This window comes from Vibrio sp. Vb339 (genome assembly GCF_902751245.1).
In the GTDB taxonomy this organism is placed as follows: Bacteria; Pseudomonadota; Gammaproteobacteria; order Enterobacterales; family Vibrionaceae; genus Vibrio; species Vibrio coralliirubri.
This window is the reverse complement of sequence record NZ_CADDIS010000001.1, coordinates 31623-56011: the sequence shown is the minus strand read 5'-3', so window position 1 is coordinate 56011 and position 24389 is coordinate 31623. Positions and strand designations below refer to the sequence as shown.

At 44.0% G+C, this 24389-nt stretch carries 23 protein-coding genes and 1 pseudogene; 20 read left to right on the top strand and 4 right to left on the bottom strand.

Translation table 11 applies throughout. The features are described from left to right. Nucleotides 1–14: 14 nt before the first annotated feature. The 20 genes and pseudogenes from HRQ85_RS00295 (at nt 15) to phnE (HRQ85_RS00200) (ending at nt 22260) form a co-directional block, all read left to right on the top strand. The gene (locus tag HRQ85_RS00295; RefSeq protein ID WP_172378338.1) at nt 15–1073 is read left to right on the top strand and encodes an aldose epimerase family protein; all 1059 of its coding nucleotides are present in this window, start codon (nt 15–17) and stop codon (nt 1071–1073) included. Between the two features lie 57 nt (nt 1074–1130). Further along, nucleotides 1131–1871 (top strand): sulfite exporter TauE/SafE family protein, encoded by a 741-nt coding sequence (locus tag HRQ85_RS00290; RefSeq protein WP_172378336.1) that lies wholly within the window; start codon nt 1131–1133, stop codon nt 1869–1871. Nucleotides 1872–1966: 95 nt separating this feature from the next. Then, a complete protein-coding gene (locus HRQ85_RS00285; RefSeq protein WP_172378335.1) occupies nt 1967–3217 on the top strand; it encodes an AGE family epimerase/isomerase in 1251 nt (416 codons plus the stop codon). A 255-nt stretch (nt 3218–3472) separates the two neighbouring features. Continuing rightward, a complete protein-coding gene (locus HRQ85_RS00280; protein WP_060981078.1) occupies nt 3473–4333 on the top strand; it encodes a class II fructose-bisphosphate aldolase in 861 nt (286 codons plus the stop codon). A 158-nt stretch (nt 4334–4491) separates the two neighbouring features. Continuing rightward, nucleotides 4492–5103 (top strand): TRAP transporter small permease, encoded by a 612-nt coding sequence (locus HRQ85_RS00275; RefSeq protein WP_060981079.1) that lies wholly within the window; start codon nt 4492–4494, stop codon nt 5101–5103. Between the two features lie 10 nt (nt 5104–5113). Further along, the gene (locus HRQ85_RS00270) at nt 5114–6403 is read left to right on the top strand and encodes a TRAP transporter large permease (RefSeq protein WP_060981080.1); all 1290 of its coding nucleotides are present in this window, start codon (nt 5114–5116) and stop codon (nt 6401–6403) included. A gap of 103 nt (nt 6404–6506) precedes the next feature. Continuing rightward, complete coding sequence (locus HRQ85_RS00265; protein ID WP_060981081.1) at nt 6507–7556, top strand: TRAP transporter substrate-binding protein; 1050 nt, start codon at nt 6507–6509, stop codon at nt 7554–7556. Between the two features lie 95 nt (nt 7557–7651). Then, nucleotides 7652–7918: a PTS transporter subunit EIIB gene (locus HRQ85_RS00260; RefSeq protein ID WP_172378333.1), complete on the top strand. Its 267-nt coding sequence runs from the start codon at nt 7652–7654 to the stop codon at nt 7916–7918. A gap of 130 nt (nt 7919–8048) precedes the next feature. Further along, a complete protein-coding gene (locus HRQ85_RS00255) occupies nt 8049–9011 on the top strand; it encodes an aldo/keto reductase (RefSeq protein WP_172378332.1) in 963 nt (320 codons plus the stop codon). Between the two features lie 10 nt (nt 9012–9021). Next, nucleotides 9022–9996, top strand: coding sequence for a TauD/TfdA family dioxygenase (locus HRQ85_RS00250; protein WP_060981084.1), 975 nt, complete (start codon nt 9022–9024; stop codon nt 9994–9996). Nucleotides 9997–10150: 154 nt separating this feature from the next. After that, a pseudogene (locus HRQ85_RS00245) lies at nt 10151–11041 on the top strand (LysR family transcriptional regulator). A gap of 91 nt (nt 11042–11132) precedes the next feature. Next, nucleotides 11133–12140 carry an N-acetyltransferase DgcN gene (gene dgcN, locus HRQ85_RS00240; protein WP_172378331.1) on the top strand — a complete coding sequence of 336 codons (1008 nt, stop codon included), beginning with the start codon at nt 11133–11135 and terminating at the stop codon, nt 12138–12140. Between the two features lie 57 nt (nt 12141–12197). Further along, nucleotides 12198–13184 carry an N-acetyl-D-Glu racemase DgcA gene (gene dgcA, locus HRQ85_RS00235; RefSeq protein WP_172378329.1) on the top strand — a complete coding sequence of 329 codons (987 nt, stop codon included), beginning with the start codon at nt 12198–12200 and terminating at the stop codon, nt 13182–13184. A 422-nt stretch (nt 13185–13606) separates the two neighbouring features. Then, nucleotides 13607–15580, top strand: coding sequence for an ATP-binding protein (locus tag HRQ85_RS00230; RefSeq protein WP_172378327.1), 1974 nt, complete (start codon nt 13607–13609; stop codon nt 15578–15580). Continuing rightward, the gene (locus HRQ85_RS00225) at nt 15577–16929 is read left to right on the top strand and encodes a sigma-54-dependent transcriptional regulator (RefSeq protein ID WP_122082392.1); all 1353 of its coding nucleotides are present in this window, start codon (nt 15577–15579) and stop codon (nt 16927–16929) included. The genes HRQ85_RS00230 and HRQ85_RS00225 overlap by 4 nt, the downstream gene beginning before the upstream one ends. A 256-nt stretch (nt 16930–17185) precedes the next feature. Beyond that, nucleotides 17186–18406 carry a glycerophosphodiester phosphodiesterase family protein gene (locus HRQ85_RS00220; protein WP_172378326.1) on the top strand — a complete coding sequence of 407 codons (1221 nt, stop codon included), beginning with the start codon at nt 17186–17188 and terminating at the stop codon, nt 18404–18406. Between the two features lie 300 nt (nt 18407–18706). Then, nucleotides 18707–19747 carry a phosphate/phosphite/phosphonate ABC transporter substrate-binding protein gene (gene phnD / locus HRQ85_RS00215; protein WP_017054845.1) on the top strand — a complete coding sequence of 347 codons (1041 nt, stop codon included), beginning with the start codon at nt 18707–18709 and terminating at the stop codon, nt 19745–19747. A gap of 127 nt (nt 19748–19874) precedes the next feature. After that, the gene (gene phnC / locus HRQ85_RS00210) at nt 19875–20645 is read left to right on the top strand and encodes a phosphonate ABC transporter ATP-binding protein (RefSeq protein ID WP_004732991.1); all 771 of its coding nucleotides are present in this window, start codon (nt 19875–19877) and stop codon (nt 20643–20645) included. Continuing rightward, a complete protein-coding gene (gene phnE, locus HRQ85_RS00205; RefSeq protein WP_172378324.1) occupies nt 20633–21457 on the top strand; it encodes a phosphonate ABC transporter, permease protein PhnE in 825 nt (274 codons plus the stop codon). The genes phnC and phnE (HRQ85_RS00205) overlap by 13 nt, the downstream gene beginning before the upstream one ends. Next, nucleotides 21457–22260: a phosphonate ABC transporter, permease protein PhnE gene (phnE, locus tag HRQ85_RS00200; protein ID WP_048663773.1), complete on the top strand. Its 804-nt coding sequence runs from the start codon at nt 21457–21459 to the stop codon at nt 22258–22260. Before phnE (HRQ85_RS00205) ends, phnE (HRQ85_RS00200) begins: the two co-directional genes overlap by 1 nt. Before the next feature lie 125 nt (nt 22261–22385). Here the strand turns inward: phnE (HRQ85_RS00200) and HRQ85_RS00195 are convergent, their stop codons facing one another. From HRQ85_RS00195 to HRQ85_RS00180, 4 genes are all read right to left on the bottom strand, one after another. After that, complete coding sequence (locus HRQ85_RS00195; RefSeq protein ID WP_017061679.1) at nt 22386–22541, bottom strand: DUF3012 domain-containing protein; 156 nt, start codon at nt 22539–22541, stop codon at nt 22386–22388. A 239-nt stretch (nt 22542–22780) separates the two neighbouring features. Continuing rightward, nucleotides 22781–23137 (bottom strand): ribosome hibernation-promoting factor, HPF/YfiA family, encoded by a 357-nt coding sequence (gene hpf / locus HRQ85_RS00190; protein ID WP_048611638.1) that lies wholly within the window; start codon nt 23135–23137, stop codon nt 22781–22783. A gap of 338 nt (nt 23138–23475) precedes the next feature. After that, nucleotides 23476–23943 (bottom strand): hypothetical protein, encoded by a 468-nt coding sequence (locus HRQ85_RS26150; RefSeq protein WP_253918820.1) that lies wholly within the window; start codon nt 23941–23943, stop codon nt 23476–23478. 1 nt (nt 23944) lies between these two features. Continuing rightward, the gene (locus tag HRQ85_RS00180) at nt 23945–24352 is read right to left on the bottom strand and encodes a hypothetical protein (RefSeq protein ID WP_048611636.1); all 408 of its coding nucleotides are present in this window, start codon (nt 24350–24352) and stop codon (nt 23945–23947) included. Nucleotides 24353–24389 lie beyond the last annotated feature (37 nt).

Here is a 24389-nt window from a genome sequence, read left to right as displayed (position 1 = left end):
ATAGAGACAATAACGTGAAACTAGATGTCGAAAACTGGGGGCAAGTAGATGGTCAAGCGATGCCCGTTAAGCTATTTACCCTAGAAAACAGTCAAGGTATGAAGGTACAGCTGACTAATTTCGGTTGTATTGTTACATCGATAGAAACACCGGATAGAGAAGGCAATAAGGCTGACGTGGTATTGGGTTATGAAACCCTAGATAAATACCTTGCCGGGCATCCTTTTTTTGGTGCGGTGGCGGGGCGTTTTGCCAATCGTATTAAAGACGGGCGTTACGAGCTTGATGGTGAGGTCTTCCAACTTGATACCAATGAGCAGTCGCGTACACACCTGCATGGTGGCATCCGGGGGTTCGACAAATATGTATGGAATTATGCAGTCGAACAGCAACCCGAAGCGGTTTATATACATCTAAGCCGAACCTCACCGGATGGTGAAGCTGGTTATGGTGGCACTATGGATGTCACGCATACCATTGGTTTAGATGAATTGAATCAGATTCACTATAACTTCAAAGCAACCACTGACAAGCCTACGGTAGTCAACCTAGTCAATCATGGTTACTACAATCTTGGTGGTCACGATTCGGGCTCAGTCGATAACCATCACCTCACGTTATTCTCTCAATTTTATACACCGGTAACTGAAGATATGATCCCGACAGGGGAAGTGCTGAGTGTTAAAGATACGGGTTTAGATTTTACGTCTTCGATGGTCATCGGTGACAACAAAAAGAAAGTGCTCGATGGAGCCTATGACCATAACTTTATTCTCGACCAGTCTAATAATGAAGGTGAGTACCATTATGCTGCGGAGCTTTACGACCCAAAAAGCGGCCGAGTAATGACAGTGTTAACTACGCAACCTGCGGTTCAGTTCTACAACGCTTCGAAGTTATCTAATAATACTTGGCTAGGTCGAAATGGTCATCAATATCAATCATTTGAAGGGATGTGTTTAGAAACACAACATTTCCCAGATAGCCCAAATCAACCTCACTTTCCAAGTGTTCGGCTAAACCCTGGTGATGTGTTTGAAGAGAAAACACTCCATCGCTTCTCAGTGAAGTAATACCTCCTTTCAATAACCATATTAGGGTGAACCATCGCCCTTCATTAGGACGCTACTATGGATATGACTGTCATATTAGTCTCCCTGATCATCGCATTAGGGGGCTTTACGCAAGGCTTGACCGGTTTTGGTCTTGCTCTTGTTTCTGTGCCGTTACTCTCGCTCGTTGTCGACGCAAAGATGGCGGTGCCGATCGCGGGAATTTTCGGTTGGTTAGTAACATTCCCTATTGTGTGGAAAATGCGTCACTCGATTCAGTATAAAGCTGGTCTGATTCTCGTAGCGGGTTCGTTACCTGCGTCATTTGTGGGTGCTAAGTTGCTGGCTAGCCTGCCATCTCAATACATTTTAATAACGATGGGTATTGTGCTGATTTTATCGAGTATTCACTCCATGCGTAGCACGAAACCTGCGTTCTCCAAAACTTCAGTGCCTGTCACTATGGGAACAGGGTTTGCTTCTGGCGTGCTTGGGGCAAGCGTTGGTGAAGCGGGGCCCCCGGTTATTGCGTATACCTCAATGCAGCCTTGGACTGCAGATCAGGCTAAATCGACACTAGTGTTCTTCTTCATGCTACAGATGATAGGTGCGATAGCCAGTTTTTGGACTGAAGGGCTTATTACATCAGAGGTCAGCAGTCTCGTTGGATCGGCAATGCCGGCATTTTTAGTCGGAATGACAAGTGGCATGGTCGGATACCACTTCTTACAGAAATACAAAATTAACTATCACCACATCGTACATGGACTGCTTCTGGTCATTGGTTGTGTGCTGGTGAGCAAGAATGTCCAATTTTGATTGGTTTTGTAATAAGTAGAACTTAGCTAACAGAATTCAAATCCGCTGCCTGATAGTTTCAGCAGCAATAAAAAATAATAACGAGGAAAGATAGTATGAAATGGATCAATACCAAATCTCATAACTCTTGGTTGGAAACTGAAACAGATCGTATTTTTGAATTTGGAAGAAAATCTGTCGTACCTAACGGATTTGGTTGGGTAGGCAATAACGGTAATATCCGCGATGAGATGGGAACCCGCCTTTGGATTACCGCGCGAATGCTGCACTGTTATTCGTTAGCTGCTTTGATGGGGAGACCTGGTGCCTATGACCTTGTTGAGCATGGTATTGCTGCCTTAGAAGGCCCTTTAAAAGATAACAAGCACGGCGGCTGGTACGCGACCATAGATAATGAAGGGGAAGGGATAGTTGATGCGTCTAAGCAAGGGTATCAACACGCATTCGTACTGTTAGCTGCTGCGAGTGCTGCGACAACAGGTCACCCTCGTGCACAAGCGTTACTAGATGAAGCGATTAATGTGTACGAAAATCACTTTTGGAGCGAAGAAAAGCAGATGTGTTTTGAGTCTTGGGATGAAACGTTCTCAGATACTGAAGACTACCGCGGGGGTAATGCTGCAATGCACTCGGTTGAGGCATTCCTGATTGTTTACGATGTAACGAAAGACAAAAAGTGGTTAGACCGTGCGCTTAATATTACTGAATTCATGATCAATAAAACGGCAAAAGGTCTTCATTACCGCGTAAATGAACACTTCGATTCAGAGTGGAACCCACTGCCAGATTACAATAAAGAAACCCCTGCGAGCCATTTCCGAGCTTACGGTGGCACGCCGGGCCACTGGATCGAGTGGGGACGTTTAATCTGCCACCTTCGTGCGACTTTATTAGAGATTGGTGCTAACACGCCGGACTGGCTACTTGAGGATGCGATTGGCTTATTCGATGCAACCGTCCGTGATGCATGGTCTGTCGATGGTGCACCAGGTTTTGTTTATTCCGTTGACTGGGACGGAAAGCCAGTGGTCCGTGAGCGCATTCGATGGGCACCAGTCGAAGCAATCGGTACAGCTTATGCGCTGTATACAGTGACGGGTGACAAAAAATACGAAGAGTTTTACCAAACTTGGTGGGATTACTGCCGTACATACCTGATTGATTACGAGGGATGCTCATGGTGGCAAGAACTGGACACAAACAACCAAGCCGGGACCAGCAAGGTGTGGGATGGTAAGCAAGATATTTATCATTTAATGCACTGCTTAGTGATCCCTAGGCTTCCATTAACACCTGGCTTAGCACCGGCTCTCGCTGCAGGCTTACTTGACCATGGTGTTAACTAGAGAAAGGTCTAGCGTTTAGGCTAACTAGAAAACTTTTAGAAGGTGATGGCTTTTGGCTGTCACCTTTTTTTTGCTCAAAGACTATTCGTTCATTTTCATTTTACTTGATCATTTAATATGTGGCTTAGGACTCATTTTGTTCATTTATGTCCACTTGTGTTGAAAAATGATACATAACTAACAGAAATGAAAGCTGGCGGCTGATAATTTAACTACAACAACGAACAAACAAATGAACAAAAAAGGAACAACCTAATGCCTTACGTGTCTGGAAAAACAATGATCAAAGAAGCGTGGAACAATGGCTACGCTATCGGTGCATTCACAGCTCATAACTTAGAAACGATTAAAGCAGTATTGTTGGCAGCTCAAGAAGAACAGTCGCCAATCATGATTCAGATTGGCCAAAAAGCAATTAATGAAATGGGCATGAAGCCATTGCGTGATGCAGTAGATTCACTGATTCAACATCATCAAATTTCTGTTCCAATCTGTATCCATTTAGATCACAGCCGTAAATTTGAACAGTGTATGGAAGCGGCGACACGTGACTTCCAATCGCTAATGTTTGACGGTTCAGCGCTTCCTTTCGAAGAGAATATCCGTATCACTAAAGCGGTTGTTGATGTTGCTAATGCCTTGGGCCTTGGGGCTGAAGGTGAGATCGGTAAGATTGGTGGAACAGAAGATGACATCACCGTTGATGAGAAAGACGCGATGATCACTACGGTCGAAGAAGCATTAGATTTCTCTGAGCGTACAGGTGTTGACTACTTAGCTGTCTCTATTGGTACTGCTCACGGTGTATATAAAACAACACCAGAGCTTAAGTTTGATCGTTTGTCAGAAATTAAAGAAGCTGTGAAAAAGCCGATCGTATTGCACGGTGGTTCAGGCGTACCTGATGACCAAGTAATGGAAGCGGTTAAGCGTGGCGTAGCAAAAATAAATGTCGATACTGAATTACGGCAAGGCTTTATCCACGGTGTTCAAGCACATTGGAAAGACAATGAAAAAGACTACATTCTTGCTGACGTTATGAACACGGGTATCTCTTCGATGAAAGAAGTTGTACAACACAAAATTCGTCTGTTTGGTTCAAACGGTAAGGCATAGATTGTCACTTATGTGACATAAACCCTACAAAAACGACACATTATTTATCTGTGTGAAAAATATCACGGTTCTAAATTATTAACTGAGTTATCAATACACACCCAATAAACCGTGTGTCGTTTTATAAATAGACCAATAATAATTATTATGGTGATTCTATGTTAAGAGCCATTGAAAAAGCATTGAATACGATAACAACTCCTCTCGCTAAGTTGCTCCGTCATACGGCCGGTATCTTACTGCTTTTGATGACTGTGATCGTAGTAGCGCAAGTGCTGTTCCGTTATGTATTCAATGTTCCATTAAGTTGGACGGATGAATCTTCTCGATTCCTGATGATCTATATGACTTATCTGTGCCTGCCATTCGTGTACCTAACCGATAAAAATATTGCGATGACTTTTGTGACTGAAATTGTCGAGAAGAAGTCCCCTCGTTTCTTCGCTCTGTTATCTCTTTTAGGTCATATCGCAGCGATTCTTGTGTTCTCCGTTTGGATTAAATTCGGTTGGACGTTCTTCAATACAGGTTCGGTGATGGCAGACAGTTTGCCTATCCAAATGTACTTCGTGTACATCGCACCACCGGTCATGATGGTTGTGACTATGTTGTACGCGCTACAAAAAAGTGTTGCTTGCGTGCGCGCCATCCTGGGTGACTTTGAAGATGTATCTCAGACAAGTAAAACCGCAGAGATGCTGGAATCTTGTCAAACCGAAGATGATTCAGCTGATCAAGAAGAACAGTTTGAATTGAAATCTGCGTCATAAGGAGTAGGACATGGTTTCCCCAATTTTCTTAGTATATTTTCTTGCGTTATTGATTGTAGGTGTCCCTGTTCTGTTCACTCTGGGACTGTCACCAATCATCACACTGTTTCAAAATGATCAAATGCTGTTTGCTAACATGCTCTATCAGCGTTTGTATTCGGGGCTAGACAGCTTTTTACTTTTAGCTCTGCCGTTTTTTATGTTAGCTGGCGAATGCATGACGGCCGGTGGCATCACACCACGTATCATTGCTTTTGCTCAAACCATGGTTCAGCACCTTCGTGGCGGCTTAGGGCACGTGGTGATTCTTGCTGCAACTATTTTCGGGGCGCTAACTGGTTCTGCGGTAGCGGCAACTTCTGCGATTGGCGGAATGCTAATTCCAGAAATGAAAAAATATAACTACGACACCGGCTATTCAGCAGCACTGACTGCGGCAGCAACTGTGTTAGGCAATATCATTCCGCCTTCTGGCATCATGCTTATCTACGCGTTTGTGATGAACACATCGGTTGCTGCGATGTTCCTAGCGGGTGTGACTCCAGGCATCATTTTCTGTATTGGTTTGATGCTGATGAATCGTTACCAGATTCGCAAGTACCCGGCGGTACAGCCAATGGAGCGTGCACCGGCAATGGAGCGTCACCAAGCGTTCAAACTCGCGATTCTTCCATTGATGACACCGGTTATTATTTTAGGCGGTATTTATGGAGGCATATTCACCCCAACAGAAGCGGCAGCAGTTGCAGTGGCTTATGCTATCTGTGTGTCTTTGTTTATCATTCGAGTAACCAATGTAAAAGCAACATATGCACTGTTTGCCAAAGTCGCGGTAAACGCAGCGTCTATCTTAATTATTGTTGCGGCCGCGAGTGGCTTTGCTTCACTCATCAGCTTGTCTGGTGTATCGAACATGGTTGCAGATTTTATGAACGGTATTACGGACAATCCGTACTTACTCTTCGCAATTATTAACGTTCTATTGTTCGCTATCGGTATGTTCTTAGATGCGGGCCCTGCAATTCTAATTTTCGCTCCGATATTTGCACCAATCATGATCAGTGCAGGTATCGATCCAGTTCACTTTGGTGTTGTGATGTGTGCAAACCTATCAATCGGTTTAGCGACACCACCAATGGGCTTGGTTCTGTTTGTCGCATCTGGCGTTTCAAAAGTATCTGTTTCTGAAATCTCAAAGAAGATAATTCCATTCCTAGTTGTAGAGATGGCTCTTATTTTTGTTATCTCATGCTTCCCTCAATTAGTAATAGGTCTCCCTCAATTATTTGGGATTATGTGATAACCGATAATAGATTAAATATTTTTAATAACATTACTAACCAATAACGATAGAAATGCAGCACTTACTTATGCTGTAAATAAACCCTACACTGGTAAATATTATGAAAAAAACAATAATCAACTTAGCAACTGCCGCTGCATTATTAACATCAGGTGCAGCATATTCAGCAACTGAATTTAATGTGGTTCATCTAACTTCACCTGAAAGCTATAACCACCAATCATTATTGGTACTTAAAAATCACCTAGAGACACGTTCAAATGGTGAAATTAAAGTGAAAATTTACGGGTCAGGTCAATTATGTGGTTCAGGTAAAGAGTGTATTGCGGGCGTCCAAGCTGGCATGTTTGACTACTTCCCGACGACAGTTTCTGAGATTGCTTATTACTGGAAACCGGCTGAATCATTTGACCTTCCATACCTACTACCGAATGACCGCGTGGCTGAGTGTGTTTACGGTAATGATAAGTTCATCTCTGACGTTCGCGGTAACGTTCTTAAAAAGGCTCCAAACGTACGCCTAATGATGGTTGCGAACTCTGGTGGCTGGCGTAACTTTGCGACAACGAAGAAGCCAATCAAAACCCCTGAAGATGTAAAAGGCATGAAGATTCGTACGGTTCCTGCAAAAGTACAGCAAGATTTGGTTAAGCAGCTTGACGGCTCACCAACACCAATCGCATGGCCAGAGGTATACACAGCACTATCTACGGGTGTTGTAGAAGGTACTAAGAACGGTATTGTTGATATTATTCAAAGTCGATTCCATGAAAGCCTAGATTACTTAACATTAGACGGCCACGCTTACATGGGCGGTGCATGGCTAATGTCAGATATGAAGTTTAAATCACTTTCTCCTGAATTAAAGAAAGTTGTACTTGATGGTATCCAAGCACAGCAGCAATATCTGATGTCTTACCCTAAACATAATGAATACACGTCTTACGAAGAGTTCAAGAAAGCGGACGGCGAGATCTACAACCCAACCGCTGCGGAAAAACAGGCGTTCAAAGATGCGACTCAACCGGTTGTTGATAACTGGGCAAACAATGCAGATGCTGAAGGCAAACAGTGGCTAGAACGTTTCCAATCTGAAATCCAGACCTGTGAAGCTCAGATCAATGCTTCTTATGAAGTTTCGATGAAGTAACCCCAGTTTAATTTAATAAATATCTTATAGAGCGATACTTGGCTTCTATGTGAAGTATTGCTCTTAAATCATGTCGTTTTAACTGTGAGATTAATATGATCAGAGATAAAGGTAACCTGACAGCCAAAGCAAATAAGATAATTTCAGGTCTTGGTGGTGTCGATAATATCGTCGAAGGGCATATTGATAATTGTGCTACTCGATTACGTATACAAGTGAAAGATATTGAAACAGTTAATGAAAGCTTATTGCGACGACAAGGTGCTCTCGGTTTTATCCGACTACCAGATAATCATATTCAAGTTGTATTTTTGAATGTTCATGTTATTGCCGATGAAATAAGAAAAACATCAGGGCAGTAACACATTAACTAGTTAATAAAAATAAAATAAATAGACAGACGGTAGTTTAATGCTTAAGCCTGGCAGTAAAGTCATATCTAAAATAAGCTCAAAAATAAAAATAGAGCGCCATAAGTAAAAAGGAAGAACAATGAGCGACAACTACGGAATCCCTAAAGTAGGTTTAGGGTTGTGGAAGATTGAAAAAGATCAATGTGCCGAAACGGTTTATAACGCGATTAAAATTGGTTATCGATTACTTGATAGCGCATGTGACTATGGTAACGAGAAAGAAGTGGGCCTGGGTATTAAGCGCGCGATTGAAGATGGCATAGTGAAGCGTGAGGATCTTTGGATAACGTCAAAGCTTTGGAATACCTACCATAAGAAAGAACACGTGCGTCCAGCTTTAGAGCGCACACTTCAAGACCTTGGAGTGGATTACTTAGATTCTTATCTTGTGCATTTTCCAATCGCACAGCCCTATGTTCCATTTGAAACTCGTTACCCGCCAGAGTGGATCTTTGATCCTCAAGCGGATGAGCCGAAGATGATGATTGAGCCAGTGCCTTTGTTCGAAACTTGGCAAGCAATGGAAGAACTGGCTGAAGCCGGGCTAGTAAAGAACATTGGCGTATGTAACTACAATTCAGGTTTGCTGAATGACTTAATGGCTTACGCAAAGATTAAGCCTAGTGAATTACAAATTGAGTCTCACCCATACTTAACGCAAGAGCGTTTGATTAAGCTTGCGAAAGGCTATGGTATCTCGGTAACAACCTTCTCTCCACTTGGCGCTTTATCGTACCTAGAGCTCAATATGGCAGACAAACTGGAATCTGTTTTGGAGCAAGAAGTTGTAGTAAATGCGGCGAAAGAGCATGGAAAAACACCCGCTCAGGTTGCGTTGCGTTGGGGAGTGCAGCGTGGTTGCACCATCATACCTAAAAGCTCAAAAGTGGAGCGTTTGAAAGAGAATCTTTCTATTTTCGATTTCGAGCTAACAGAGCGCGAAATGGAGTCAATTTCAGCTTTGAACATTAACCGCCGATTCAATGATCCTGGCGATTTCTGCGAAGCTGCGTTCAACCACTTTTCACCAATTTACGATTAAGGGACTAATCATGGGTGTATTAAATAAAATCACAGAAACACTAGAGTTCGAAGTAAGCAATTTTCCAACGATCATTGAAAACGATGGCTCAGTGACAACACTAGCAGAAGCGAAAGCATGGATTGAAGAGCACCGTGAGCACTTGGAAGCAGAGCTACTGTGCACAGGGGCTATTCTGTTTCGTGGTTTCCCTGTTGTTGATGCTGAAAGCTATGATGCATTTTTTGCATCGTTCGGTTATGAGAACTTTACGTATAAAGAGTCATTGTCGAATGCAGTGCGTATCAACTTTACCGAGCTAGTCTTCACAGCCAATGAAGGACCTAAAGAAGTTGCGATTAACTTGCACAACGAAATGGCACAAACACCTATTTATCCAAACCGTATTTCATTATTTTGTGAGAGTCCGGCAGAGCAGGGCGGAGCAACCGTATTATGTCGTTCAGATATGATCTACAACGAGCTAATCAAAGTTGAGCCTGAACTAACAAATAAGCTAGAAGAAGTTGGAATTAAGTACACAACGACTATGCCGGGTGGTGACAGTGCTGAGTCAGCACAAGGTCGTAGTTGGCTAAGTACCCTAAGCGTGGAAAACGAGCAACAAGCTGAAGCTAAATTGAAAGAGCTAGGTTACACGTGGACATGGCAAGACAATGGTGATTTGTTGGCTCAAACGGGGGCTTTAGCTGGGATCAAAACGGTCGCTGACGGTCGTAAAGTGTTCTTCAACCAAATTATTGCCGCATTTGAGGGTTGGGAAGGCGTTAAAGAAAACCCTGTAAAAGCACTGTGCTTTGGAGATGATTCTGAAATTCCTAAGTCATTTTTAGAGACGATTTCTAAGATCTCCGAAGAGTTGTCATTCGACCTTAACTGGCAAGCTGGCGATGTAGCGCTAGTTGACAATAACCTTGCTATGCATGGTCGTCGTCCTTTCTCTGGAGATAAAAAACGTAAAGTGATGGTTGTTTTGGGGAAATAACCCTTACTTTACTGAGAGGATTTTAAATAAAAATCGCATGGGTGGGGGCCTATGCGATTTTTTGTATTTGGTGTCATTCTATCTGGATGCATACTTGCTATATGCTAGTATCTCTAGCTGCTTAATCTAGCTTGTGAATCCAAAGGATACTGATTTGAACCTAAGACAGTTGGAAGTCTTTTACGCCATTATGCAGACCGGAACTGTATCTGGAGCCGCGCGCAGCTTGCATGTCTCGCAACCAAACGTGACCCGTATTTTGGCGCACACGGAGCAACAACTTGGGTTTGGTTTATTCGAACGAGTTAAAGGGCGCCTAGTACCAACGGTTGAAGCGAAAACCTTGCTGCCAGAAGCGGAAAAGGTCTATCAGCAACTGGGTCAATTTCGCTCTTTGACCAATAAAGTAAAACAAGGACATCAGCATTTACGTATTGGTGCGCCACCGATTCTGGCGACTAAATTGCTGACTTCGGTGATCGCCCAAATGTCTCGCGAGCAAGAACTCTCTTTTGAGTTGCTGACCGCAAACCGAGATGAGTTGTGTGAAGGTTTACTCAAGTATGAGCTTGATATTGCTATCGCGTTTGGCGATGAAACGCCGCCTGCGATATTAAGTGAAACGCTATTAACTGAATCACTTAAGGTTTTGGTTCCTTCCAATACAGTTGATCATTTACCTACAGAATTAACTCTAGATGATTTGATCAGTTATCCGCTGCCAATCATCGGGCTTGATAGCCGCGATCCATTAGGCCTCCTATTACATCAAAGCCTTATTGCGCGCGATGAGCATTACCACCATCCGATATCTGTACGTGGATACAGCGCGGCTGCGGAACTGGTGAAACACCAAGCGGGCTTTGCGATTGTTGATCCGTGGACGGCAGAGCAATATCAAAATGACGACTCGGTTTGTGTATTTTATTTGCAGCCAGATATCTAATTTTCGGTATCGATGCTTTGCGCAGAGCACACCCCTCAGTCGATTTCCGTTAAGCAATTTATCGCTTCATTGAAGAGCCATACTTACCCTATAACTTAAGGTTATAGGCTCGCCATAAATAGGCATTCGGCACCTTCGAAGTTCTTAATTAAAGTAAATCCATACAAGGACTTATTAATTAGGAATGCTCATGTCTATCGCTCAACCTTACCTTCTTTTTCTTGGGGATGTTACTGACCCACTCGCCGCAAAAACAGCTCGCGGTATTCATCAATGGCGACCAGAAATCTGCCTAGGTCAACTGCGTTTAACGGGGGATACCGTTTCACTGGGGTTAACGGACATGACCTTGCAAGAGGCGCAAGCACAGGGAGCTAAAACCCTAGTGATTGGCACCGCAAATCCGGGTGGCGTTATTCCTGAATCCTGGCAGTCAACCATTATGGTAGCTGCAGAAATGGGATTTGAGATTGCATCTGGCATGCACCAACGATTGAGTGAATTTTCACCGCTTGCTGACATGCAGCAACAAGGATTGACGAAGCTTCATGATGTACGCCATTTTGATGGTGTTCTTAATGTTGGTAACGGTAAGCCTCGTCAAGGTAGGCGCCTGCTTACGGTCGGAACAGATTGCTCAGTTGGCAAAATGTTTTCGGCTTTAGCTATCGAAAAGTCGTTTAAAGAGTCAGGGACATCCGCTCAGTTCAAAGCGACAGGGCAGACGGGTATCTTGATTGAAGGCAGCGGTATTTCGATTGATGCTGTGGTTGCGGATTTTATTTCTGGCGCAGTTGAAGTGATTAGCCCTGATTTTACCGACCACGATTGGGACATCATTGAAGGGCAAGGCTCTTTGTTCAACCCCTCATTTGCAGGCGTGAGTTTGGGTCTTTTACATGGCGCACAAGCTGATGCTTTGGTGCTGTGTCATGAAGTTGGGCGACCACATATTCGTAACCTTCCTCATGCTAAACTACCAAGCATAGAACAGACGATTGAAGCCAACTTGCAAGCGGTGCGACTGACTAATCCAGACGCGAAGCTGGTGGGTATTTGCTTGAACACTTCGGCGATTAGCATTGAAGATGCTGAGACATTGTGCCAAGAATGGACCACACTCTATCAAGTGCCGGTGACGGACCCAGTGCGCTTTGGTGTACAACACATTACTGATCATTTGCGACATTCACTTTAACGACTTCATCATTTCTACGTTTCCATTTGTTAAAGCGAACATCAACCGAGTGAAATTATGAAGATTACAGCAGAACCCATTATTATCGCGATGCAAACGCCTTTTCGCATCTCTCGTGGCAGTCGAACTGAGTGTCACGTTGTTCGTGTTTACATTGAACATGGTGGCAAACGAGCTCAGGGCGAATGCACGCCTTACCCACGATACGGTGAGTCATCGGAGTCTGTATTAGCGCAAATCCAACAAGCATCTAGCGCACTTGAAGCCATGTTTGAACGAGGCGTTACCGATCCGGCAGAGCTAAGAGATCATCTTCAGTCTTTATTGACCGGCGGGGCTGCGCGCAATGCGGTCGATTGTGCGCTTTGGGATTTTGAAGCTCAGCAGAACGACCAGACGTTTCCGAATAGCCTATTTGAGTTACCGAATCAAATCGTGACAGCGATGACCGTCTCGATTGGTACGCCAGAAGCGATGGCGACTCAGGCTCGAGATTATGTCGCGAATGGTGTGAAACTTCTGAAAGTGAAGCTTGATGGCGAGCAAGTGGTAGAGCGTGTTCGCGCGGTACGAGAAGCTGCGGCAGATGTTCAAATTGTATTGGATGCGAATGAAGCATGGACAGGATTGAATCTCGAAGAGTTGTTCAATCAACTAACAGAGTTTGATATTGCGATGATCGAACAACCTCTTCCACAGCAGCACGATGCGTCACTGGCACACATCAAGCACCCGATACCACTGTGTGCCGATGAAAGCTGTCATACCACTTCACAGCTCTCATCGCTGTTGGGCAAGTATGAAATGGTCAACATCAAACTCGATAAAACGGGCGGCCTGACTGAAGCATTGGTACTTGCAGAAGAAGCCCAAAGGCTCGGATTTACTCTGATGTCGGGTTGTATGCTCGGTACTTCTTTGGCGATGCGTGCAGCGCTGCCTATTGCGGTTCAATCTGAAATCGTCGACCTCGATGGCCCAGTCTTACTTGGCCAAGATGTAGCACCCGGACTGACTTATCGAGATGGGATGATTGTTCTTTAAGTTCTTTAAGTTCTTTAAGTTCTTTAAGTTCTTTAAGTTCGTTGAGTCTCGGTTAGTCGATGGACATGACATGACATGAATGAAATCGTATTAGTGAAAACTTGTGCGATTTTTTCGATCTCTAGACCTCAACTTATTAAATCATCGTAGGTTTTGACTGCTTGATGGAGAGTGCTATTCGTATAATTTACGTGCGTATTGATAAAGTAATCACGTTTCTGTCGGTGCGGTCACTTTCTATTATCGCAAAACAGACAGCTCAAGCTTTATAAAATAATTGTTATGATATCTTATGTGAAATGTTAATGATTGCTCTTCATTTAATAGTTTCACTAAAGCTATTCGATGCAAGCCCAAGTAAGGCTCACGCCCTAACTGATTGAATCATTGACAGTTACTGTTGATTATTTGATGAAAAGAAGGTGGGACGAGTGAGTAGTTATGTCTCCGAGGTTGTAGAAAATAAGGATAGTTTCGAGCGCCCGTTCTCGATCAAAATTCCACGTCGTAAGTGGTTTGGTTGGAAAGGTATTGAGCTGCGCTTGGTACTTGCGTTAGCCATGCTATCGATGACCACTATCTTCCTCTCAGTTATCACCAGCTTTACCTTCGATGATTTAAACCAACGTCTTGTTGAGCTAAAGGAGAGTGAAATCCCGGCCTTAGATAATGCCGCTCGCCTTAATGATATGGTGCGAGTGATTATCACAACCTCTTCTCAGCTCGGTGACGCTGAATCCAATTTAGAGCGCAAACAGGCGATGCTTAAAATTGAAGAGGCTATATCAGTAATGAATAGCGTTATGGTTCAATTTCCTGATTATCACGCCTACTTTAAAGATCTTATCGCCCAAGTTAATAATAGTCTGAGCCTGTTGTATCAAAGTGAGATTGAGTCAGAACAACTCAATCAAGAACTTCGTAATTTGCTTGAAGGCTTTTATCCTCTATTGCAGCAAGCCAGTGACTCACTTGATAGCCTACCTGAGTCTGCCAAAGATCAAATCCAGTACACACAGCTCAAGTCTCTGCTTTATTACCAATTAGGTTTGGTCGAAAAGCTGTATAACGATTCCAGTTTTAATGAACTGGATTACACCAGTTACCGACTCGAGCAGGTAGGAGAAGAGTGGTGGAAGCTCTGGGTCAGTGGTGATTTAAGAAGTAATTTTCCTCAATTAGATCATCAACTCACAGTGATTTATAACCTCGCCTCAAGCGATAGCAGTTTGTATGGGATGAAAAACAAAGCGCTCGATCATCTCTATCAAGAGCAATACTTCCTAGAAAACAGCCGCGAGCATTTGAACCAATTAACCGTGCAGATCGAAAGCAACACCAGCAAGGTGAATAGCAATATTGACCAATCGATTCAACAAGCGCAGCTGTCTTTGCAATCGAATCAACAACTCTCTTTTTTTCTTTCTCTGTTTAGCGTGTTGGCTGCCGCTGCCATTTCGTGGTTCTACGTGCGTAAAAGTATTTTAGAAAGGCTTTTACAGCTCAAAGACAACATGTTCGCGATTTCTACCGGTCATTTAGATACCGAGGTTTCTATTCTGGGAAAAGACGAAGTGACGCAAATGGCCAAGTACTTAAAGGTATTTCAGACCACGGCCAAAGTCGTTAAGCAAACCAATCGAAAATTAGAGGCAGAGGTTGAAGAACGCACCTTAGCCGAAGCCAAACTACGAGTGACTCAAGACGAGTTAATCCAAGCCGGAAAACTGGCTGCGCTTGGGCAATTAAGTGTCGGGATCACGCACGAGATCAATCAACCACTGACCGCAGTAAACAGTCACGTTCGAAGTGCTCAATTATGGTTAGGTAAGCAAAGGCCAGACCGATCAGAAGAGAACCTGAAAAAGATCGAGGTCTTGTTAGATAAAGTGGCTGCGATTACTCGTCACCTAAAAGCCTTCTCACGTAAGAGCGATGGCAAGATTGATAACGTCGAGTTGGATAAGGTTGTCAGTGATGCGATTGACCTGTTTGAAACCAGACAGAGCGCAGTGTCGATACAGTATTCACAGCAAAGTGGCCAGATGGTTCGAGCCAACAGCATTCGCTTAGAACAGGTACTGGTGAATTTGATCAGCAATGCTCTGGATGCCGTTGAGCACAGAGAGCAACCTGAGCTCAGCATCTCGACTCTAGAGCATTCGAATACCATTCAGATTTTGGTTATGGACAACGGGTTAGGGATACCTGAAGAGGACATTCCGTATTTGTTTGATCCATTTTATTCCCGCAAGACAACAGGTAAAGGGCTTGGGCTCGGCCTGTCTATCGCATACAACATAATAAAAGACTTTGGCGGCTCGATTCACGTGGAATCGGTTGAACACCAAGGCACCACCTTTATCGTCACTCTACCAAAAGGCACAGGCTCATGATTTCAGAAAAACACATAGTTCTTATCGACGATGAAATAGATGTCGTCGAAGCCGTGAGCGAAATGTTAGAGCTAGAAGGGTTTAGTGTCAGCACCTTCACTGATCCCAACCTTGGCCTAAAGTCGCTTAAAGCGAACAGTCTGTCGGTTGTGTTGTGTGATGTGCGTATGCCGAAAGTGGACGGTTTGACGTTGTTGAGCTCAATCCAACACCGTGCCCCGAATGTACCCGTTTTATTGATGAGTGGCCATGGCGATATCCCAATGGCGATCGAAGCGATGAAGCTTGGTGCTTTCGACTTTCTGGAAAAACCGCTTAATTCGAGTGAGCTGGTGGAGAAGCTTGATTTGGCGATTACCCAATGTCAGCACAATTGCCCTTCAACCTCGGATGGCGATGAGCAAGAGGAGCTACCTATAGAGTCTGTGGTTATTGGCCAATCAAAAGCGATGGATACGATACGTAAGCAAGTACTCGCTTTAGCACATACTGGCGTCGATACCATTATCAATGGAGAAACGGGAACGGGTAAAGAGGTGATAGCTCGCGCTCTGCATCAATTTAGTCGTCGTAAGACTAAACCATTTGTCGCAATTAACTGTGGCGGCATGACAGAAAGCATTATTGAGAGTGAGTTGTTTGGCCATGAAGCGGGTTCGTTTACTAGCGCGAACAAGAAGCGTATTGGAAAAATAGAACAAGCCAATGGCGGGACTCTGTTTCTCGATGAAATTGAGAGCATGCCGATTGCGGTACAAATCAAATTGTTGCGCGTGATTCAAGAGCGAATGATTGAGCGTGTTGGTGGTAACGAGTTGATACCTGTCGACATCGTCGTGGTAGCCGCTAGTAAAGCTGATCTCGCGAGCTTGAGTGAGTCTGGAGAATTCAGAGCCGATCTCTTCTATCGCCTTAACATTGCGAGCTTAAACCTTCCTGCATTGCGTCAAAGAAAAGAAGACATTCAGGTGCTGTTTCGCCATTTTGTGATTCAAGCGAGTCATAAATACAAGACACGTCCTTCGACGATTTACCCGGAACAAATTCAGCAGCTATGCCGACATGAATGGCCGGGCAATGTGCGTGAACTGCGTAATGTCGCTGATCGATTTGTGTTGGGTATCGTCGGTGATGGCTTTGATCTTCAATCGCCAATTTGTGAAGCATCCGGAGAAGATTTCGCTTTTGAAAAGCAGATGGAGCAGTACGAACGAAATGTTCTGACGGAAGCGCTAATAGAAAGCGCGGGTAATATTAATGAGGTATCAAGTAAGCTGAATTTACCGCGTAAAACTCTTTATCGAAAAATGAAGAAACACCAATTGGATAAAGAGAGTTTCAAGGTCTAGCTGGTTCATTAATTCGCATAGTAAAAACACAAGACAACAATGACCCATTTATCATTTAGTCGAATGATTAACTGTTTCAAGTGATTGTAATAAAAGAGCTTTAACATCTGGCACAAAGCGTGCAATCCCTACATTGTGGCGTCAGTCCACATGAGGTTATTCGGTATTGAGTCAAAAACATATGACAGCTATCAACACTGAATGATCGAACAAAGGATATTAGAAAAATAATTGCTTGTTGCAAGGAGATACAAACATGAAGCAAATACTGAAAGGTTCGATTGCTCTGATACTCGGTATGAGTTCAATAACGGCATGGGCCGCTGCAGAACCAGCAAACTTAGGACCTCGTCCCCTCTTTTTAGTTAACAATATGGATGAGAGCCCTTTGAAAACAAAGCTGCTCAGTTGTAGCGAAGGACCTTTTCATCGTAGCGATTTTTCTATTGGGCATCGCGGAGCTGCTATGCAGTTTCCTGAGCACACTAAGGAATCCTATTTGGCGGCGATTCAAATGGGCGCTGGTGTCGTCGAATGTGATGTGACCTTCACCAAAGATAAGGCGTTGGTATGTCGTCACTCGCAAAGTGATCTGCACACCACGACCGATGTATTAGCGCATCCAGATCTTGCTAAGAAGTGCTCAACCCCGTTTATACCAGCTAATCCAGCGACAGGCGAAGATGCTAAGGTTGAGTGCCGTACTTCTGATTTCACGCTGGCTGAGTTTAAGACGCTCAAAGGTAAAATGGATGGGGCGAACCCAAAAGCCACCACGGTTGAAGAGTACATGAACGGGACTCCAGGTTGGAGAACCGATCTTTACAGCCAAAGTGGCACACTGATGACACACGCAGAAAGTGCAGCACTGTTTAAAGAGCACGGCGTGAAGGTCACTCCTGAATTGAAATCGGCAGCTGTCGACATGCCTTTCAATGGATTTAGCCAAGAGATGTATGCGCAGAAGTTGGTGGATGAACTGAAAGAAGCGGGTTTCAAGCCTTCTGAGGCTTACCTGCAGTCATTCAACTTGGATGATGTGAAGTACTGGATCAATGAAACGCCGAAGTTCGGCAAACAAGCGGTTTATCTTGATGACCGAGTTTACGAACAAGCGGACTTTGTCGCGTCTGTTGAGAACATGAAAGAACTGCACGATGCGGGTGTGAATATCATCGCACCACCTCTGTTTGCTCTGGTTGATTTAGACGAAAACAACGAACTGGTTGCGTCTAACTACGCCATGCTTGCTAAGGATGCAGACCTCGACATTATCGCTTGGACACTGGAACGTTCTGGCCCGCTAGCGCAAGGCGGTGGTTGGTATTACAAGAGTGTGAAAGATGGTATCAACAATGATGGCGATATGATGAAAATGCTTGATGTGCTGGCACAAGATGTTGGTGTGATGGGCGTATTCAGCGATTGGCCTGCAACGGTAACTTATTACGCAAACTGCATGGACAGCGACGCTTAGGTTCTTCTGAGTGCAGTGTTACACCTGCTAATTATAGCGTTTGTATAGAGAGCGCTTACTAAAGAATAACAAAAGAAAAAGCAGTGAACCAAAGAGCCTTCGGGCTCTTTTTTTACCACTGAAATCGACGGGACAGAAATGACCCAAATGATTGGTTTTGAGTTGGACACGAATGACTCAAAAGATATTAGTTAGTTTGGGGTTTGTTGTAAGTTGTTGAAATTAAATAAATAAAAACATGGCACAAAGGCTGCAATAGCGAAGGTGACTTTCAACAATAAGTAAAAATAAGGTTTGAATATGAAAATCAGTGTTAAAGGACTGTTAATCGCTAGCTCATTACTACTTCCTTCAATGGCTATGGCAAGCGACTGCTCTAGTCGTGGTGTGTTAGACGATCGATACTGTGATGAAAACCAAGATTTGGTCGCCGATTCACCAAAGAATCCAGATGAGTGGAACGACCCAAGCACGCTTGTGTTTACCTACACGCCAGTAGAAGACCCAGCGCTATATAAAGATGCGTTTGCGGATTTCCAAGCTCACCTAAGTAAAATTACGGGTAAGCGAGTGATTTACTACACAGTTCACTCGAACTCTGCGCAAGTAGAAGCGATGCGTTCTGGTCGACTGCACGTTGCAGGTTTCTCTACCGGTCCAACAGGCTACGCGGTTAACCTAGCGGGTTACGTTCCAATTGCAGTAAAAGGCGATGAGTCTGGTTTCCAAGGCTACAACCTGATCACCATTGTGCGTAAAGACAGCGGCATTAATACAATGACTGATCTGAAAGGCAAAAAGGTTGCACACACTTCTGCATCTTCCAACTCTGGCAACCTAGCTCCACGTGCGTTATTCCCAGCGAAAGGCCTAGTGCCAGATGAGGATTATAAAGTGCTTTACTCAGGTAAGCATGACCAGTCTATTCTTGGTGTTTTCAATGGAGACTATGATGCAGCACCGGTGGCATCAGATGTTTACGATCGTATGGTCGCTGCAGGTCGTGTCGACGATTCTGAACTGAAGATCATCTACCGTAGCCCACGCTTCCCAACGTCTGCTTTTGGTTACGCGTACAACCTAAAACCAGAGCTTGTTGAGAAGATCAACGAAGCTTTCTTTAGCTACCGCTTTACTCCAGAGATGAGTGCATCATTTAAAGGTGCAGACCGCTTCTCACCAATCAGCTACAAAGAAGAGTGGGACGTGATTCGTGATATCGCACACGCGACAGGTACGGCTTACACCAAAGCTGGTCTTAAGAAGCTCGCTGAAAAAGATGCGGCTAAACGCGCAAAGAAAAAAGCAGCTGAGCTAGCAAAACAAGCAAACAACGGCTAGTTCTTGACTCAGTTGGAAGGCTAAGTTTTAGAAAGACTTAGTTCTTTAAATACTTACCTTAACTAAAAATCTATGCCCTCGCGGGTAGGGCATAGTTCATTCTAAAATTCGCACAAGGAAATGCAGTATGGCCGTAGCAAGCTATGAAGGAATAAAGATAAACAACCTTTTCCACGAATACGTGGCAGGCAAGCCAATCCTTAAAGGCATTAATATAGATATCGATGAGCCTGGCATCATCGCGATTATCGGCCCATCCGGTACAGGTAAAAGCACACTTCTACGCTGTATCAACCGCCTTAACGATCCAAGCCAAGGTGAAATCATTTTTGATGGCGCAGACCTGACTCAACTTAAAGGTCAAGCGCTACGCAAACAGCGTCGACATATCGGCATGGTGTTCCAAGAATATAACCTTGTCGAACGTTTAACGGTTATCGAGAACGTGTTGAGTGGCCGTTTGGGTTACATGACTGCTTGGAATGCATGGCGTCGTAACTACTCTGCGCAAGACCTCGCCAAAGCGTTTGAGCTACTTGAGTTTGTTGGTTTACAAGACTTTGCTAACCAACGTGCCGACAGCTTGTCGGGTGGACAAAGGCAGCGAGTTGGTATTGCTCGAGCAGTGATGCAAGACCCTTATATTCTTCTGGCTGACGAACCTACCTCATCACTCGATCCGAAAACCGCAGTTGAGATCATGGAGTTAATGGAGACATTTGCAGAACAGAAAAACATCCCTGTTTTGGTGAACATCCACGATGTGAACCTAGCCAAGCGTTACGCTAAACGTATCATCGGCATGTGTAACGGCAAGGTGCATTACGACGGCAGTCCTGAAGGTATTTCTGAAGAAGATCTAAAAATTATCTATGGGGGTGAATCATGGCTGGACTAACCCCAAGCTCATCGCCAAGCGTACCGTCAAACCAGTCGCCAGCGAAGCACGAAAACCCTTTCAAGGTGTCATGGACAAACCGTGCGATTATCACCGGTATAGTGGCTTATCTGTTTTACAGCTTCTCGACGCTAGGGCTTACCTTTGATCGTTTGATCATCGGTTTTGGTGAAAGTGAGCGGTTACTATCTCGAATGTTTCCGCCTGATTTTTCGCGAACCAGCTTACTGCTTAGTGGGTTAGCGGAAAGCTTACAGATTGCGATTATCTCAAGTTTCTTTGGCATCGTTATTTCACTGTTTCTAGGCTTGCTAGCCGCGAGAAATATGATGCCTTCAATCGTATCAACGCCCATTCGTGGATTTATTGCATTGTGTCGTTCTTTTCACCCAGTGATCATCGCCATCTTGTTTGTGAAAGCGGTGGGCTTTGGTGCTCTGGCTGGGATCTTGACCTTAGTATTCGCATCCATTGGCTTCATCGCCAAGCTGTTCGCTGAAGCTATCGAAGAGATCTCTTTTAAACCGGTTGAAGCGATTAAAGCAACTGGCGCGAGTTTCATTAGCGTGATTCTGTATGCGGTGATGCCTCAGGTATTCACGCGTTTTATTGGCTTTGCTAGCTACCAGTTAGATTCGAATCTACGTAACTCAACCATGGTTGGCATAGTAGGGGCAGGTGGTCTTGGCGGTACATTGTTCTCGGCATTCCAACGTTTTGACTACGACTTCGTCGCGGCTATTTTGATCACCATTATCGCACTGATTCTTGTCGGCGAATTCCTTTCCAACATTGTTAGGAGAATCTTCTAATGACAACTGCATCTATTGATAGAGAGTGGCAGCGTTTTACACCCAACGAACGTGTAGCTCGATTTGCTGTTTACCTTAGCCTTGTGTGCGCCATCGTGTGGTCTTGGCAGACGGTGGAAGTGATTCCTGAGTTCTTATACGACGCACCAGCACAGTTCGCAGATATGTTTGAGCGTATGGTGCCAATGGACTACGGTTTCTATCCTGAATCGATTCACGCTGCGATGATTGAGACGCTGCATATCGCAACGTTAGGTACCTTATTTACCTTGGTATTTGCAATTCCGTTGGCGTTACTGAATGCGCCAAACATTACCCCGAATAAAGCGTTGAACTGGGTTGCTCAATTCTTTCTGGTGTCTTCACGTTCTGTGAACTCATTGGTTTGGGCACTGTTGTTTATCGCACTATTTGGCCCCGGTGTTCTCGCAGGCATTATGGCAATTGCCATTCGTAGTATCGGCTTTGTAGGGAAGCTGTTAGCGGAAGCGATTGCTGAAGTGAACATGGGGCCTATCGAAGCTCTGCGCGCAACTGGCGCTTCTTGGATGAGCATCTTGCTTAAAGGGTATTGGCCACAAGTGATGCCAGCATTCTATTCAATTGTATTGTTCCGTTGGGATATCAATGTGCGTGAATCTGCTGTACTGGGGTTGGTGGGGGCTGGTGGTATTGGCGTGGTGCTAAACGATGCGCAAAACCTTTTTGAGTGGCAAAAAGTATCGATGGTATTGGTGAGTATTTTTGCTGTGGTTATTATCGCAGAAGCTGTAGTGATCCATATCCGTAACAAACTCATATAGAAAGTATGTTGTGTGAAAGTTAAGAGCTTATCTAGCATTTTGAAGCTCAAACGACCCTAGGTACTTCGGTCTACCTAGCGGTCGTTTTTTTATGCGGTGTCTTCCGTATCAAACGGACAACCGGCTTAAAAAATGCAGTGCTTAGCAAAATCGCCCGCTTCATTAGCCGTCCAGTCACCTTTAGGCTTCTCTTTCATATCCGCACACCAAGCTTCACTGCCCACTTCTGTACAAGCCATTAGTTGAGTGGCAAGGAAAAGTATCAATGCGATTTTCTTCATAATAAACATTCCGTTGTGGTCTAAATTTCTGTTTATAACTGTATCAAATACCACAAGTGATTGTTATAGCAGCTAAGAACTTAAGGGCGTTAAAAATGATGTGGGTTTGAGCTGAATTCGAGAGACGGTAAAGAAGGAAGGTTTGCTTGGCTTTAAGATCGAAAAAGCCAGCAACATGTGCTGGCTTTGAAATTCTTAATAAGTGTCTATTAGTTATTTCGCTTTAACTACTTATCGATTTATACCAATTTCATCTCTTGGATGATGTCCGAAGCAATCTCTGGCTTCGTGCTTGTTGGTTTCTCGTGTAGGTCGGCTTTCAATTGTCCCTTACGGTTACTTAGGCCTGCTTCAAGTTTCTTGAGTGCTGAAGCGATAGCTGGGTACATAACATCGTCTGTCGATTTTGCTGTTACTCGTACACCTTCGTAGTTGGTGAACACTTCAACCTGATGTTGACCGTGTTCTTTAGTAATGATGATGTCGCAACTGATCAGTGATGGGAAATGGTTAGATATCTTCTCGAATTTACCTTCGATGTCTTTGCGTGACTCGTCGTTAATTGATACATGATGTGTTTGAACATTTATTTTCATAAATCATACCTTTCCAATGACTGTGTCATTTAAACGTAGCAAACATCGGATAGATTAACCAACTGAGAATTAGCACATGTGTGATTGACTTCAGTGTTATCAAATATTCTCTTGTTACTCCCTTGAAAGTCCGATGAACTGATCGCATATTATGTTTCGTGTTTTAGAGACATGTTCAAAAAAACTCCATCCTTGATAATTTTCGCTAACCTACAGCGAATTCACAGTGAATCTCTCTTTATCGGTTTTATAATTCCGAACTTGTCACTCCATTGATTTTCTTTCCAGCTCACTCACTTTTTTCTTCTTTGATTAAAAACTCAGCTTAAGTTACTAATTTATAGACACTCAACTGCCCACTCCATATTGAAATGAAATTCACCAGCCGTGAGTTGGGACTCGGGTATAGTAATACGTGCTCGAATATCGACTTCTTTATTTGATGCCATTTGATCGACAGGAAATTCGACGCCCTGACGCCAATAATTAATGTCACCTTCATAGCGAACCGGCGTTTCGACTTTGAATCGCACAAGCTCTGAAATACGAGACTCATCAATTGAGCCTAGGTCAATATGTTTCAGTTTGAGCAATAATCGAGAATCTTTGCGATTGGAATCCAACTTGAGCGTGATGGCTCTGCCATCGTATTCTCGACCAAAACTCATCTCTCCTTGGTTATTGATCACTTCTAAACCGCAGCGTTCTCTCACATGCTTTTTAAAGCTTAATGTAGAGTGATTATTGGATGCCAATGTACAGCTGGATAAGCTGATTAAAGTGAACGCGACAATAAATCGTAGCATGTTAGTTCACCATAACGCGGACAATAAAGTCCGTGACCGCTTGTTCAGTAACAGCCACATTACTGATGGTTTGCTTATCTTTGAGAGATACCTGATAGCTTGAGCTCAGTACAATATCGGCATGATGATATTTGTATTCGACAATAAGATCGCACGTGACACGCTCAGTTTGCTTAATTTCGACGGTAGTCTCGGTGTAGTTAACGCGACTTTCGGTGTCGATTAACTCGATGCTCGACCAATCGATGTATTCAGAATTCGACAACGCATCAAAGATTCGGCGCTGGTGGTTGTCTGAGCCATCGACGCACATTTGATTGAAATGTTCGACTTCTTTCCTATCAAACCCGGTGCTCACGGCATAGGGCGCGATAAACAATATCGCCAAGAATAAAACTAGAGTTTTCATAGTGCCTCTGGGTCAGTAAGCCCTCATGATTAAAGGG

Bases quoted from the DNA above. Each gene is read 5' to 3' on its own strand.
- HRQ85_RS00265 (WP_060981081.1), top strand. From the start codon at position 6,507: ATGAAAAAAACAATAATCAACTTAGCAACTGCCGCTGCATTATTAACA.
- HRQ85_RS26150 (WP_253918820.1), bottom strand. From the start codon at position 23,943: ATGCTACGATTTATTGTCGCGTTCACTTTAATCAGCTTATCCAGCTGT.
- phnE (WP_172378324.1), top strand. From the start codon at position 20,633: ATGGCTGGACTAACCCCAAGCTCATCGCCAAGCGTACCGTCAAACCAG.
- HRQ85_RS00250 (WP_060981084.1), top strand. From the start codon at position 9,022: ATGGGTGTATTAAATAAAATCACAGAAACACTAGAGTTCGAAGTAAGC.
- HRQ85_RS00275 (WP_060981079.1), top strand. From the start codon at position 4,492: ATGTTAAGAGCCATTGAAAAAGCATTGAATACGATAACAACTCCTCTC.
- phnE (WP_048663773.1), top strand. From the start codon at position 21,457: ATGACAACTGCATCTATTGATAGAGAGTGGCAGCGTTTTACACCCAAC.
- HRQ85_RS00195 (WP_017061679.1), bottom strand. From the start codon at position 22,541: ATGAAGAAAATCGCATTGATACTTTTCCTTGCCACTCAACTAATGGCT.
- HRQ85_RS00225 (WP_122082392.1), top strand. From the start codon at position 15,577: ATGATTTCAGAAAAACACATAGTTCTTATCGACGATGAAATAGATGTC.
- HRQ85_RS00285 (WP_172378335.1), top strand. From the start codon at position 1,967: ATGAAATGGATCAATACCAAATCTCATAACTCTTGGTTGGAAACTGAA.
- phnD (WP_017054845.1), top strand. From the start codon at position 18,707: ATGAAAATCAGTGTTAAAGGACTGTTAATCGCTAGCTCATTACTACTT.
- HRQ85_RS00220 (WP_172378326.1), top strand. From the start codon at position 17,186: ATGAAGCAAATACTGAAAGGTTCGATTGCTCTGATACTCGGTATGAGT.
- dgcA (WP_172378329.1), top strand. From the start codon at position 12,198: ATGAAGATTACAGCAGAACCCATTATTATCGCGATGCAAACGCCTTTT.
- hpf (WP_048611638.1), bottom strand. From the start codon at position 23,137: ATGAAAATAAATGTTCAAACACATCATGTATCAATTAACGACGAGTCA.
- HRQ85_RS00180 (WP_048611636.1), bottom strand. From the start codon at position 24,352: ATGAAAACTCTAGTTTTATTCTTGGCGATATTGTTTATCGCGCCCTAT.
- HRQ85_RS00270 (WP_060981080.1), top strand. From the start codon at position 5,114: ATGGTTTCCCCAATTTTCTTAGTATATTTTCTTGCGTTATTGATTGTA.
- phnC (WP_004732991.1), top strand. From the start codon at position 19,875: ATGGCCGTAGCAAGCTATGAAGGAATAAAGATAAACAACCTTTTCCAC.
- HRQ85_RS00280 (WP_060981078.1), top strand. From the start codon at position 3,473: ATGCCTTACGTGTCTGGAAAAACAATGATCAAAGAAGCGTGGAACAAT.
- HRQ85_RS00260 (WP_172378333.1), top strand. From the start codon at position 7,652: ATGATCAGAGATAAAGGTAACCTGACAGCCAAAGCAAATAAGATAATT.
- HRQ85_RS00290 (WP_172378336.1), top strand. From the start codon at position 1,131: ATGGATATGACTGTCATATTAGTCTCCCTGATCATCGCATTAGGGGGC.
- HRQ85_RS00255 (WP_172378332.1), top strand. From the start codon at position 8,049: ATGAGCGACAACTACGGAATCCCTAAAGTAGGTTTAGGGTTGTGGAAG.
- dgcN (WP_172378331.1), top strand. From the start codon at position 11,133: ATGTCTATCGCTCAACCTTACCTTCTTTTTCTTGGGGATGTTACTGAC.